Here is a 12,211-nt window from a genome sequence, read left to right on the forward strand (position 1 = left end):
TCGGGTTCCGGCAGCCTTCAGTGGTCTTTGCAGAGTTAAGACAGGCGGCTTAGCGTTGCACTTCGAACTTGAATCCGTCCGGCAATATCACTAAAATCAGGTAGAACATGATAAAACCGACGTTGAAAACCCAACCCTGTTTTTCTGCAGGCATAAAATGATCAGCGGGTCATCTGCTGGCAAAAAGAATCTGACTTGCGGGCCAGTATTAGCCCGCAGTGGCAGTTTTCGCGGGTGAATCAACCATGCCCTTTGAAACGCCCCAGTAATTTATAGCGTGAGCCGGGATACAGCAGTTTCGCGTAGGTAACAATCTTGCTGTCGCTCCACGTCTGACGGCGGATCAGCAGGCAAGGTTCATACTCTTCCAGCGCCAGATATTTACGCTGGCGCGCATCCGCCGCCACTGCTTCAACAATATGTTCCCCGGCCGTCAGCGGCGCCACGCGCATCAGATAGGTATACGGCGTCTGGCTGGCATAATCCTGGCGCAGATAGTCTGGCGCCATCAGCGGGTTCACCAGACGATCTTCCAGCTGCACCGGCAGCTCGTTTTCATAATGCACAATCAGCGAGTGGAAAATTGCTGCGCCGGTCGCCAGTCCCAGCACCGCCGCCTGCTCCGGGTCCGCTTTAATTTCGCCAATCGACAGGATTTTGCTGCTGTGGGTATGACCACGCTGGGCAATCTCTTCCGCGATATTATGCACTTCCAGCATCGCGGTATAACCCTTGTTTTCTGCGACAAAGGTACCGACACCCTGCATACGGATCAGATAGCCTTCGCTGGTCAGCTCACGTAACGCGCGGTTAATGGTCATGCGACTGACGCCGAGCTTATTGACCAGTTCACTTTCCGATGGCACGCGCTGATTCGCTTTCCACACCCCTTCATTGATCTGGCTGATAATCGCCTGTTTCACACGCTGATAAATCGGCGCAGGCTGATCGCTCATGGCGGCGGCAAGTTGTGTAATGGCGGTCTGCTCGACCATAGTCGGTATCCTTAATCACGCTAATCATCTTAGTTTACTGACTGATGGCACAAATGTATATACATCTGCATCTGCGCCGGGTTGCCCGCTGATTGTGCAAGCCGTGCTTGATCGCGGTGCAATTTTCGCTGAACCCACCTTCTGCTGTTGCCGGGAAGCCGCGCAGCAGCAGATCGCGGATTTGTGATCGATCTGGCACAGCCCTTGCTTACTTGTATAGACAAGAATATACACTTATGCTTCACTCAGTATAGTCGCTTCGAGAAATTGTGGTTCTGGTTACGCCTTCCGCCGCCTGCGGGGGAAGGCTGGGATGGGGGAACAGACGGCCGACATCGTGCCTGTATCTCCTCCACCCTAACCCTCCCCCACGCCGTGGGGGAGGGGAATCAGATCAGTGATATCTGCAACAGACAGATATCACGGCAAAAACGGGTATTATTTTCATCACACTTGTATAGACAGGAGTATACTATGTCGCTCAGTACGCAAGAATGTCGTCTGCTGCCCGGCGCGGTGGGACTGGCGGTGCTCAGGACCATTTATCACGGCGGCGTTACGCTGACGCTGGATGACAGTGCGCGTGACGAAGTGCTTAAGGCCAATGCCACCGTGGCCGCCATCGTCAGCTCCGGCAAAGTGACCTACGGCATTAATACCGGCTTTGGCAAGCTGGCGAATACCACTATCCCGGCTGAGCGACTGGCGGAACTGCAGCGCAATCTGGTGTTATCACACAGTGTCGGGATTGGCGATCTGCTACCGGACAATGTGGTACGCCTGGTGATGGCGACCAAAGTGATCAGCCTGGCCCGCGGCCACTCCGGCGTGCGTATCGAACTGGTCGATGCCCTGATTGCCCTGTTTAACGCCGGTGTGATGCCGTGTATTCCGGAAAAAGGTTCCGTTGGCGCATCCGGCGATCTCGCGCCGCTGGCTCATTTATCCCTGATGCTGCTGGGCGAAGGCGAAGTACGGGTCAATGGTGAACTGATCAGCGCCGTGGACGGGCTGAAGCTGGCCGGGCTACAGCCTTTCGTACTGGGTCCCAAAGAGGGTCTGGCACTGCTGAACGGCACCCAGGTCTCGACGGCACTGGCACTGCGCGGCCTGTTTGAAGCAGAGAACGTCTTTGCTGCCGGACTGGTGGCGGGTGCGCTGTCACTGGAAGCGATTAAAGGTTCGATTAAACCGTTTGATGCCCGTATTCACCAGGCACGCGGCCAGAGCGGGCAGATTGCCGTTGCTGCCGCCGTCTCCAGCCTGCTGACAGGCAGCGATATCCTCTGCTCTCACATCAACTGCGGGCGCGTGCAGGACCCCTACTCCATCCGCTGTGTGCCACAGGTGATGGGCGCATGCCTCGATAACCTCAATCATGCCGCCCGCGTATTGCAGATTGAAGCCAATGCCGCATCCGATAACCCGCTGGTGTTTACCGATTCCGGCGAAGTGATCTCCGGCGGTAACTTCCACGCCGAGCCAGTGGCCTTCGCCGCCGATATTATCGCACTGGCCGTCGCGGAGATCGGCGCGATTTCCGAACGCCGCCTGGCGCTGCTGCTGGATACCGGTCTCTCCGGTCTGCCGCCATTCCTGGTCAATGATGGCGGGGTGAACTCCGGCTTTATGATCGCACAGGTCACCGCCGCCGCGCTGGCCTCAGAAAACAAATCCCTGGCGCATCCGGGCAGCGTCGACAGCCTGCCAACATCCGCTAACCAGGAAGATCATGTCTCGATGGCGACTTACGCGGCACGACGTCTCGGTGCAATGTGCTTTAACACCGCCACCGTGGTGGGTATTGAAGCGATGGCCGCTGCCCAGGGCATCGATTTCCACCGCCCGCTGCAAAGCTCGGCGATCCTCGAACAACAGCTGGCCCAGCTGCGTCAACGCGTCGTTTTCCTCGATAAAGACCGGCTGATGGCGCCGGATATTGAACAAATGCGTCAGTGGGCCGCCAGTGACAACTGGCCTAAGGTCATCACCGCCCTGCTGCCAGGTTATAACGCTTAAATCATAAGGAACAAGGTAATGAGTGAATCAGTAAGCAAAGCCGTCGCCCGTGAAATCCGTGCGCCACAGGGTAATCAGCTGCACTGCGCAAACTGGCTGATCGAAGCCGCATATCGCATGATCCAGAACAACCTTGATCCCGACGTGGCAGAGCGGCCGGAAGACCTGGTGGTATATGGCGGCATTGGTAAAGCCGCGCGTAACTGGGAATGCTTTGAGCAGATCCTGCGTTCGCTGCAGGTGTTGCAGCCGGAAGAGACGCTGCTGGTGCAGTCCGGCAAACCGGTCGGTGTGTTTCGCACCCACGCCGATGCACCACGTGTACTGATCGCCAACTCCAACCTGGTGCCACACTGGGCGAACTGGGATCACTTCCACGAGCTGGATAAAGCCGGCCTGATGATGTACGGCCAGATGACCGCCGGTTCGTGGATCTATATCGGTGCCCAGGGCATTGTGCAGGGCACCTTTGAAACCTTTGCCGAAGCAGGCCGTCAGCACTACAACAGCGACCTGAGCGGCAAGTGGATTCTGACCGCTGGTCTGGGCGGCATGGGCGGCGCACAGCCGCTGGCGGGTGTACTGGCTGGCGCATCGGTGCTGGCGGTAGAGTGCCAGGAATCACGTATCGACTTCCGTCTGCGCACCCGTTATCTCGACTACAAGGCTTACACCATCGATGAAGCACTGGCAATGATCGACGAGGCGAACAAGGCCAGACGCGCCATCTCTGTGGGCCTGCTGGGTAATGCGGCGGAAATTCTGCCGGAGCTGGTGAAACGCGCCAAAGCGGGCGGCATGAAACCGGATATCGTCACCGACCAGACTTCCGCACATGACCCGGTGAATGGCTATCTGCCGGTGGGCTGGAGCCTGCAACAGTGGGAAAGCGAACGCGCCAGCAACCCGAAAGCAGTGGAAAAAGCCGCGCGCGCGTCAATGGCGGTGCATGTGCAGGCGATGCTCGATTTCTGCCATATGGGGATTCCTACCGTCGACTACGGCAACAATATCCGCCAGGTGGCACTGGATGAAGGGGTGAAAAACGCCTTTGATTTCCCGGGCTTTGTTCCGGCGTATATCCGCCCGCTGTTCTGCGAAGGTAAAGGGCCATTCCGCTGGGTGGCACTGTCCGGCGATCCGGAAGATATCTACAAAACCGACGCTAAACTGAAAGAGCTGTTCCCGCATCACGCTAACCTGCATCGCTGGCTGGACATGGCGCAGGAACGCATCGCCTTCCAGGGCTTACCGGCGCGTATCTGCTGGCTGGGTCTGGGCGAGCGTCATCTCGCCGGACTGGCGTTTAACGAAATGGTGCGCAACGGCGAACTGAAAGCGCCAGTGGTGATTGGTCGTGACCATCTCGACTGCGGTTCGGTGGCCTCCCCCAACCGTGAAACCGAAGCGATGCGCGACGGTTCTGATGCCGTCTCTGACTGGCCACTGCTGAATGCGCTGCTGAATACCGCTGGCGGGGCGACCTGGGTCAGCCTGCATCACGGCGGCGGCGTGGGAATGGGCTTCTCACAGCATTCCGGGGTGGTGATTGTCTGCGACGGCAGCAAGGAAGCCGATGCACGTCTGGGACGCGTCCTGTGGAACGACCCGGCGACCGGGGTGATGCGCCATGCCGATGCCGGTTATGAGCTGGCTCAGGCCTGCGCTCGTGAGCATCAGCTGAATCTGCCAATGGTGAAATAGCGAGGTCCCATGCACAGCGACTTACTCCACGCTCTGGCACGCAAGGATGTGTTGCAACTCGGCGCGTATAACGCCGGACTTTCGGATGAAGCGGTAAGAAAAACCTGGCAGGTGGACACCATTTCACGCCTTGCCAGCAATGAAAACCCGCTGGGCGCCAGCCCGCGGGTACAGCAGGCGCTGCAACAGAGCAATCCGCGCAGCGCCATTTACCCGGATGCCGCCAGCAGTGAATTGCGTGATGCGCTGGCGGTGGCGACCGGCGTGGCGGCGGACTGTATTGCTATCGGCAACGGTTCCGAAGAGTTGCTGAAGCTGCTGTGCCTGGCGTTTATTAACAGCGGTGACCGCGTGGTCACCCTGCTCCCCTCTTTCGGCCTGCATCAGCTCTATCCGCAGCTGATGGGGGCACAGGTGGATCTGGTGGCTGTTGATGAACAGATGGAGTATGACCTGCCCGCCTGGGAACAGGCGCTCAGTCGCCCGGCGAAAATGGTGATCATCAGCAATCCTTCTAATCCGGTGGGCTGTATGCTCGGCCAGGCGGGTTTTCAGCGCCTGATTGACGCTGCACCTGCGGATGCCCTGCTGGTGATCGACGAAGCCTACTTCGAATACTGCGCCCGGCTGGCGGATTATCCGGACAGCCTGAGCGTGCTGCGCCAGCAGTCGCGGCCATGGATTGTGCTGCGTACCTTCTCGAAAGCGTACGGCCTGGCAGGATTGCGCGTGGGCTACGGCCTTGCCAGCGATCCGGCGCTGGTGGATCTGCTGAATCGCGTGCGCACGCCGTTTAATATCAATCGCGCGGCACAAGCCGCCGCCCGGGTTGCGCTCGATGATCAACAGCATGTACGCGACAGTGTGGCCTATGTTGTGGCGCAGCGTGACTGGCTGGCAGCAGAGCTGCAACTACTGGTATTGCAGATCGCGCCTTCACAGGCTAACTTCCTGTTTTTCCGTATTGCGGGCGATGGCGCGGAACTGGCACGAAAACTGCTGGCATTTGGCATTATTGTCAAACCCTGGCTGGAACCCGGCTACCGCGACTGGATACGCGTATCCATCGGCAGCGCCGCGGATAACCAGCGTTTTATTGCCGCCCTCAGGCAGGTGCTATGATCCTCAATCTTGACGACTGGCGCGCACAGGCAAAGAAAACCCTGCCCGCGTTTGCTTTTAACTATGTTGATGGCGGTGCAGAAGATGAACTGACGCTGCGCCATAACCGTGAAGTATTCAGCCACTGGCAGTTTGTCCCGCCGGTGCTGCAGGACGCCAGTCAGCGCGATCTCAGCGTGCAGCTGGGTGATGAGCTGTTCAGCGCACCGCTGCTGATTGCTCCCACGGGCTATAACGGCATGCTGCGCTATCAGGCCGACCTGATGCTGGCGCGGGCCGCGCGCAAAGCCAATATCGGTTTTATCCAGAGCACCGTCTCAACGGCAGCCATGGAAGAGATCGCCGCCGATGGCCGCGGTAATCACTGGTTTCAGCTGTATGTGCTGAAAGATCGCAGTGTGACCATCGACCTGCTGAAACGCGCGCGCCAGGCGGGATGCTCCACGTTAGTGGTATCGGTGGATGCGGTGCATTTCGGCAATCGCGCGCGTGATAAGCGCCACTATCGACGCCCGATGAAACTGTCAGCCGCCAGTCTGCTGCATGTGGCTACCCGGCCCGGCTGGCTGTGGCGTACGCTGAAACCGCAGGGCATGCCGGGTTTCGGTAATCTGCGCCCTTACCTGCCGCCGCAATACCAGCGCGGCGTCGGCGGTGCAGCCTACTTTGCCGAGCAAATGGAAACGCAGCTCGACTGGCAAACCATCGACTGGCTGCGCAGTGAGTGGCAGGGTCCATTGCTGATTAAAGGCATTCTGACGCCGCAGGATGCGCAGCGGGCGATGGCCAGCGGCGCGGATGGCATTGTGCTCTCCAACCATGGAGGTCGTCAGCTGGATGGCAGCATCAGCCCAATGTTGATGCTGGCAGAAATTCGCCAGGCACTGGGGTCGCAGGCGACGATTCTGATCGACAGCGGTTTTCGCCGTGGTACGGATGTGGTGAAAGCGCTGGCGCTTGGCGCCAGTGCGGTGCTGATCGGCCGGCCGCTGCTGTATGCCGTAGCGGCAGGCGGTGAGGCTGGGGTTGATCAGGCACTGGCGCTGCTGCGCGGCGAGATTGATCGCACGATGGCGCAACTGGGGTGCTGCAATGTGGCGCAGCTGGGGCCGCACCTGCTGCGCAATGTCGTCTCCCTCTGACCCCATCCGATTAGCAAACCGGAGCAAACACGCTTGCTCCGGTATGACAGTTAGCGAGCCATAATCAGCCTGGCATAAGGGGAGGGTACGATATGCGAAGTATCAATCGTTTCGCGAACCTTACTCAGATCGTAGGTTGCCTGCATCGACAACCAAAGTCGGGCAGCGATGCCTAATCCGGCTTCAAGGCGGACCGCCATTTCCGGACTAATCGCCGTTTTACCCGTGGCGACTTTGCTCAGCGCAGAGGGAGAAACACCCAAGTCTCTCGCCAGCGAGCGAAGGCTGACATTATAGTCCTCCAGGTATTCCGTAATCAGTCCACCAGGGTGCGGGGGGTTTAACATAGCCATCAATGATAATCCTCCAGATTCAATATATAGGCATCACCGTCTCTGAATTCGAAGGTAATCCGCCAGTTAGCACGAACGGTGATTGAATACAGATCCTGTTTATCGCCTTTCAGCGGATGAAATTTAAAACCCGGGTACAGTTTAAACTCTTCAGTCGTAGCCGCTTCATCAAGCACCAGTAACCTGAGCTTAATACGTTCTGCATCCTTCGCCTGACCCCACTGGCATCACCTTTCTCGTAAAGCTTTTGTAATCCCTTATGCTTCCAGCTCTTTATCACGGCACTCCTCCTTGTTTCCCATCGAGAAACAGCCTACCACATGTTTCCCATCAAGAAACACACTATCACCGCCGGAACAGAATGAAATGGGATTCGCTTCTGATGTTGCTCTTTCAGGTTTTGACCTGGCTTTTGCTTTTCAGGAGGCGTCGCAAGCGCTGAGGAAAAACGGCTGAACAGGGCGAGCGAAACGCCCCTGACCTGGGCTTTAAGTGTGTAAGATTTTGGCTTTAAAAGCCCAGCCGCAGGCTAATCAAATCGCCGCCAGATACCCCCCATCCACATAAATCACCTGCCCGGTGATATAGCGCGCCGCTTCTGAGCAGAGAAAAATCGCGGCACCAACCAGGTCGTCCATCTCACCAAAACGCCCCAGCGGGATCTTCGCCTGCATCGCCTCGCACCAGACGGGGTCCTGATAAAACACCTGCGTCATCTCAGTACTGAAATAGCCCGGACCAATACCGTTCACGCGAATACCCAGCGACGCCCATTCGGTGCTCAGGGTATGGGTCAGCCCGACCAGTCCCGATTTTGATGCGCCATACGCCGCCGCACCCGGCACGCCAACCTGACTGGTCAGCGAACAGAGATTCACGATCGCCCCACCGCCGTTGCTGACCATCAGCCGCGCCGCCGCCTGAGCACAGAAAAAAGCGCCCTTCAGGTTGGTATCGATAATGCGCTGCCACAGCGCTTCATCCACATCCAGCGACGGACACACCTGCTCAGTACCGGCGTTATTTATCAGAATATCTGGCGCGTCGATAGCAGCGAACAATGCCCGGATTTGCCCGGTGTCGGTGACATCCAGCACCTGACCGCTGGCCGTGACATCCCACTGGCGTAGCTGCTCAACTGCCGCTCCCAGCGTACCGGCATCGCGGCCGGTGATCATCACCTGTGCTCCGGCCTGCGCCAGTCCGGCGGCGAGAGCAAAACCAATCCCGCGCGTGCCGCCGGTCACCAGCGCGCGCTTACCCGATAACGAGAAACGTTGCAGAGTCTGATTCATGGTTGTATCCAGGATTTTAGCCAGCGGCTGTTGCCGGCAATCAGGTTATGATAGGTTTGCGGCGTCTGATCCAGCGTGATCGGCGGCGCAGTCAGCGTCGCCAGCTTATCGGCCAGCTGTGGTAACAGCGCCAGCGCCTGACGCTGTTCATCCGCGAAAACGCTGCAGCCGACCAGATCAATCTCACGCTCCACCAGACGATTAAAATCAAAATCCGCCGCATGATGGAACAACCCAACCAGCGCGATGCGGCCACCCGCTCTGATCTCTGTCACCAGTTGATCAAGCACGGCGGTGATCCCCGTCGCTTCCACCGCATAAGCGAAATCACCCGCGGGATGCAGCGGAATAATATCCGCCAGCAGCTGGTAACGCGCCGGATTCGGCTCACTCAGTTGCACCTGGCAGCCCGCAATCTCATGCAGCAGCAGCGCCACCAGCCCACCGATGGTGCCTCCACCTGCCACACGTACAGCCGCGCCAGCCGCAGGCCGCAACTGATTGACCACCCGCAGCGCCACCCCCAGCGGCTCACTTATTACCGCAACGGATGGCGGCAGCTCTGCCGGAACTTTCAGCACGCCACGGGGCGGTAATAGTGTCTGCTCAGCAAAACCGCCATCACACACTTCGCCGACAAAACCCAGCCCGGTGCAGAGGTTAAACTGCTGACGCTGGCAGGCCGGGCACTCGCCGCACCAGACACGGGAATCGGCCACCACCCGGTCTCCCGGCTGAAAACCGGCAACCGATGCGCCCACTTCCAGCACTTCGCCACACAACTCGTGGCCGGGGGTCACCGGCAGCTGCGCAATCCACTTGCCGGTACGATAGTTATGTAAATCAGACCCACAGATCCCGGCGGCCAGCACCTTTATCCGCAACTGATCGGCAGCGATCGCTGGCGGGGCAACCTCTTCCACCCGTAAATCGCCGACACCATATAAGCGCACTGCTTTCATCCGCTTCTCCTTACACCAGTTGTTGCAGCCAGTGGTTGAAGTCATCATCGCCTTCGCTGCCCAGCATCACCGCCAGCGCCAGTCCCAGCGGCGAGCTGACCGGCGTATGGCCGCTGCCACCGCCCGCGCGCAGATCCAGCACCAGCGTCGGACAACAAAACAGCGCCAGTCGCATAATGCGCTGCCAGTTACCCGGCAGCAGCCCGCGCGCTTTCAGTTCCGCCAGCAATGGCCGCCAGTAGCGATCCCCTTTGCTGCGCAGGAACGCAGCACGCAGTTCCGTCAGCTGCCAGTTATGCGTCACCTGCAGGGTATCGCCGCTACGCGTCACCGACACCTGATACCGATCCGCCGCCAGCGCCGGTTCATACAGCCAGCAGGGATGGGCGAAAATATTGTGGAAAGTGGCTTTAATCTCCGCCAGCAGCGCCGGAATATGACTGCCGGCAAAGGCCGGGTCAAAACTCACCAGCTCCGGCTGGCTGCCCTGTGTCTCATACCAGACATTGGCATTATGGGCATCGCCATGCGCCACCACCCCCCCGTGCTGAGCCAGTGCATCAGGCGCCAGCAGCGTGGCGGCGTCGAGAAACAGCTGGCGCAACGTGTGGCTGTAGCGCACGCCGTTAATTTCCCACTGCAGATTGCTCAGGGTCTGCCAGCTCAGTTGCACATCCGCCAGCTGAAACTGTTTATCGACATAAAACAGCTTCACCCGCCCACCGAGACCCGGTTGCTCACCGGGTGTGATCAGCCGGTGATAAAACAGCTGATGAATCGGCTCCGCCGCCACATCGCTGACCCGCCCGAGCTGCAATGTCGGCAGCGTGTGTTGCAGAATCTCCGTATCGGCGCGCTGCTGAGCCGCAATCACCTGCTGTGGATCGATGGCTGACTGCTGCAGTTCAATGCCACGGCAGACATCTGCCAGCCGTTGATCGGCGCGCAGGCGGTACAACAGAATCTGCCGCCCCGGCTCACCACAGGCATACAGCGGCACATCAACGCGGAAACCGTGTTCGCGCAGCAGTTCGGCGCGGTAATACTCTTCAATGGTGTGATCTTCACCCTCTTCATGGTGATATTTGAAAAACAGCGTGCGGTCATCCGCCAGCGTCACGCGGCCATTCAGGGAATTCAGGCTGTACTGATCGCGGTTAATCTGCAGCGTCAGTGCGTTGACGCCCGTGACTTCACCAATCAACTGACGCAATTTATCACTGGCCTGTTGCCACTCCCCGGCTTTCGCCAGCGCGCGTGCCTCGGCGGCCAGTGGCTGACGTGACGACTCAGGCATCATCATCCCCCTGCAACAGACGGTTGCGCAGCGCCGATACCGCCAGCGCATGCCCAGGGAAGCCTTCATATTCCGCGAAGCGTTTGGCTTTATCGGCCAGCGGCTGATAACCCGCCGCCGTCACGTAGCCCACCGAAATGCGTTTCATATAATCAAACACCGACAGCGGCCCGGCAGTTTTTGCTGCGCCATTGGTCGGCAGCACCGCGTTCGGCCCGAGGACAAAGTTACCCAGCGTGATCGGCGTATACGGCCCCAGCAGGATCTCACCGGCATTGCGGATCTGCGTCATCACCGCCATCGGCTCTGCTGCCAGAATTTCCAGATGCTCAGGCGCATACTGATTGACAAACGCCACCGCCGTGGCGAAATCTTTGGTCAGCACCACGCCGCCGTGATCGCCGCCAAGCACTTTCTGCGAGAATCCGGCGCGCTTTTCACCCTGCTGTGCCCAGTAGTCCGGTAACGCGGCAATCGCCTCTTCCGCCACGCGACGGCTGGAGGTCACCAGATACGCCGAAGAATCCGGGCCATGTTCTGACTCGATCAGCAAATCCAGCGCCGCCAGCGCACCGTCGACACTGTCGTCGGCAAGGATCAGGCTTTCACTCGGTCCGGCAGGCACACCCGGGTCCAGCAGATGCGTCAGCTGACGTTTCGCCGCCACCACCCACGGGCTGCCAGGGCCAACAATTTTCAGGCATTTCGGCACGCTTTCGGTGCCGTAGGCCACTGCCGCCACACCCTGCGCGCCGCCGCATTTGTAGATCTCTTTAATCCCCACCAGCCGCGCCGCCACCAGTGTCGCATCATCCACCTTGCCATCGGGCCCTGGCGGGGTGATCACAATCGCACGCGGCACCCCCGCCACGACGGCAGGAATGGTGGTCATAATCAGCACGCTCGGGAACGACCCTTTACCACGTGGCACATAGCAGGCCACGGCATCAATCGGCACATGACGGTCGCCGGCAAACGCGCCTGGCTGCATCTCTTTCAGCCACATCTCTTCCGGTTTTTGCGCCTCGTGAAACGCACGCACGTTCTCCACCGAGAAACGAATCGACTCAATCACCTGCGGGTCCATACGGGCAAAGGCGTCATCAAACTCGCTCTCTTCAGCACGCAGCGCAAAGTGTTCCGGCTGCACACCGTCAAATTCACGGCCAAAGCGGATCAGCGCCGCATCGCCCTGCTCTTTCACGGCCGCAATAATCGGCGTGACGCGTTCGCTGAAAAAAGAGAGATCGGATTCCGTGCGTTTAAACAGTTCCGCTGGCAGGCTATCCGCGGCAGAAAGATCGTGAAAAGTGACAGACATG

10 protein-coding genes and 1 pseudogene are annotated in these 12,211 nt (G+C 58.9%); 4 read left to right on the forward strand and 7 right to left on the reverse strand.

Annotated elements, in window-relative coordinates; genetic code table 11:
* Positions 1–239 precede the first annotated feature (239 nt).
* Positions 240–995, reverse strand: a complete 756-nt coding sequence (hutC, locus tag ACSZO1_RS00005) for a histidine utilization repressor (RefSeq protein ID WP_437608251.1) — start codon at positions 993–995, stop codon at positions 240–242.
* Between the two features lie 474 nt (positions 996–1,469).
* On the opposite strand from hutC, the gene hutH reads away from it, so the two are divergent.
* The 4 genes from hutH to ACSZO1_RS00025 are packed head-to-tail and all read left to right on the forward strand — an operon-like array spanning position 1,470 to position 6,982.
* Complete coding sequence (gene hutH, locus ACSZO1_RS00010) at positions 1,470–3,014, forward strand: histidine ammonia-lyase (protein WP_437608253.1); 1,545 nt, start codon at positions 1,470–1,472, stop codon at positions 3,012–3,014.
* 18 nt (positions 3,015–3,032) lie between these two features.
* Positions 3,033–4,718: a urocanate hydratase gene (gene hutU / locus ACSZO1_RS00015; RefSeq protein ID WP_437608255.1), complete on the forward strand. Its 1,686-nt coding sequence runs from the start codon at positions 3,033–3,035 to the stop codon at positions 4,716–4,718.
* A gap of 9 nt (positions 4,719–4,727) precedes the next feature.
* Entirely contained in the window at positions 4,728–5,840 is a 1,113-nt protein-coding gene (hisC, locus tag ACSZO1_RS00020) for a histidinol-phosphate transaminase (RefSeq protein ID WP_437608257.1), read from the forward strand.
* A complete protein-coding gene (locus tag ACSZO1_RS00025; protein WP_437608259.1) occupies positions 5,837–6,982 on the forward strand; it encodes an alpha-hydroxy acid oxidase in 1,146 nt (381 codons plus the stop codon). Before hisC ends, ACSZO1_RS00025 begins: the two co-directional genes overlap by 4 nt.
* A gap of 50 nt (positions 6,983–7,032) precedes the next feature.
* Here ACSZO1_RS00025 and ACSZO1_RS00030 read toward each other — a convergent pair whose 3' ends face one another.
* The 6 genes and pseudogenes from ACSZO1_RS00030 to hisD all read right to left on the reverse strand — a co-directional run bounded on the left by ACSZO1_RS00030 (position 7,033) and on the right by hisD (position 12,210).
* Complete coding sequence (locus tag ACSZO1_RS00030) at positions 7,033–7,335, reverse strand: HigA family addiction module antitoxin (RefSeq protein WP_437608261.1); 303 nt, start codon at positions 7,333–7,335, stop codon at positions 7,033–7,035.
* A pseudogene (locus ACSZO1_RS00035) lies at positions 7,335–7,615 on the reverse strand (type II toxin-antitoxin system RelE/ParE family toxin). Before ACSZO1_RS00035 ends, ACSZO1_RS00030 begins: the two are co-directional and overlap by 1 nt.
* Before the next feature lie 253 nt (positions 7,616–7,868).
* A complete protein-coding gene (locus ACSZO1_RS00040) occupies positions 7,869–8,630 on the reverse strand; it encodes an SDR family NAD(P)-dependent oxidoreductase (protein ID WP_437608263.1) in 762 nt (253 codons plus the stop codon).
* Positions 8,627–9,592 carry a zinc-dependent alcohol dehydrogenase gene (locus ACSZO1_RS00045; protein WP_437608265.1) on the reverse strand — a complete coding sequence of 322 codons (966 nt, stop codon included), beginning with the start codon at positions 9,590–9,592 and terminating at the stop codon, positions 8,627–8,629. Before ACSZO1_RS00045 ends, ACSZO1_RS00040 begins: the two co-directional genes overlap by 4 nt.
* 10 nt (positions 9,593–9,602) lie before the next feature.
* A complete protein-coding gene (locus ACSZO1_RS00050; protein ID WP_437608267.1) occupies positions 9,603–10,889 on the reverse strand; it encodes a hypothetical protein in 1,287 nt (428 codons plus the stop codon).
* On the reverse strand, positions 10,882–12,210 hold the full coding sequence (gene hisD, locus ACSZO1_RS00055) for a histidinol dehydrogenase (protein WP_437608269.1): 1,329 nt from the start codon (positions 12,208–12,210) through the stop codon (positions 10,882–10,884). Before hisD ends, ACSZO1_RS00050 begins: the two co-directional genes overlap by 8 nt.
* Position 12,211 lies beyond the last annotated feature (1 nt).

Origin of the sequence: Erwinia sp. V71 (assembly GCF_965644245.1) — a bacterium.
Lineage (GTDB): Bacteria > Pseudomonadota > Gammaproteobacteria > Enterobacterales > Enterobacteriaceae > Erwinia.

What these genes read in the sequence shown, in the direction of transcription:
- hutC (WP_437608251.1), bottom strand. Translation starts at nt 995, where the DNA reads ATGGTCGAGCAGACCGCCATTACACAACTTGCCGCCGCCATGAGCGAT.
- hutH (WP_437608253.1), top strand. Translation starts at nt 1,470, where the DNA reads ATGTCGCTCAGTACGCAAGAATGTCGTCTGCTGCCCGGCGCGGTGGGA.
- hutU (WP_437608255.1), top strand. Translation starts at nt 3,033, where the DNA reads ATGAGTGAATCAGTAAGCAAAGCCGTCGCCCGTGAAATCCGTGCGCCA.
- hisC (WP_437608257.1), top strand. Translation starts at nt 4,728, where the DNA reads ATGCACAGCGACTTACTCCACGCTCTGGCACGCAAGGATGTGTTGCAA.
- ACSZO1_RS00025 (WP_437608259.1), top strand. Translation starts at nt 5,837, where the DNA reads ATGATCCTCAATCTTGACGACTGGCGCGCACAGGCAAAGAAAACCCTG.
- ACSZO1_RS00030 (WP_437608261.1), bottom strand. Translation starts at nt 7,335, where the DNA reads ATGGCTATGTTAAACCCCCCGCACCCTGGTGGACTGATTACGGAATAC.
- ACSZO1_RS00040 (WP_437608263.1), bottom strand. Translation starts at nt 8,630, where the DNA reads ATGAATCAGACTCTGCAACGTTTCTCGTTATCGGGTAAGCGCGCGCTG.
- ACSZO1_RS00045 (WP_437608265.1), bottom strand. Translation starts at nt 9,592, where the DNA reads ATGAAAGCAGTGCGCTTATATGGTGTCGGCGATTTACGGGTGGAAGAG.
- ACSZO1_RS00050 (WP_437608267.1), bottom strand. Translation starts at nt 10,889, where the DNA reads ATGCCTGAGTCGTCACGTCAGCCACTGGCCGCCGAGGCACGCGCGCTG.
- hisD (WP_437608269.1), bottom strand. Translation starts at nt 12,210, where the DNA reads ATGTCTGTCACTTTTCACGATCTTTCTGCCGCGGATAGCCTGCCAGCG.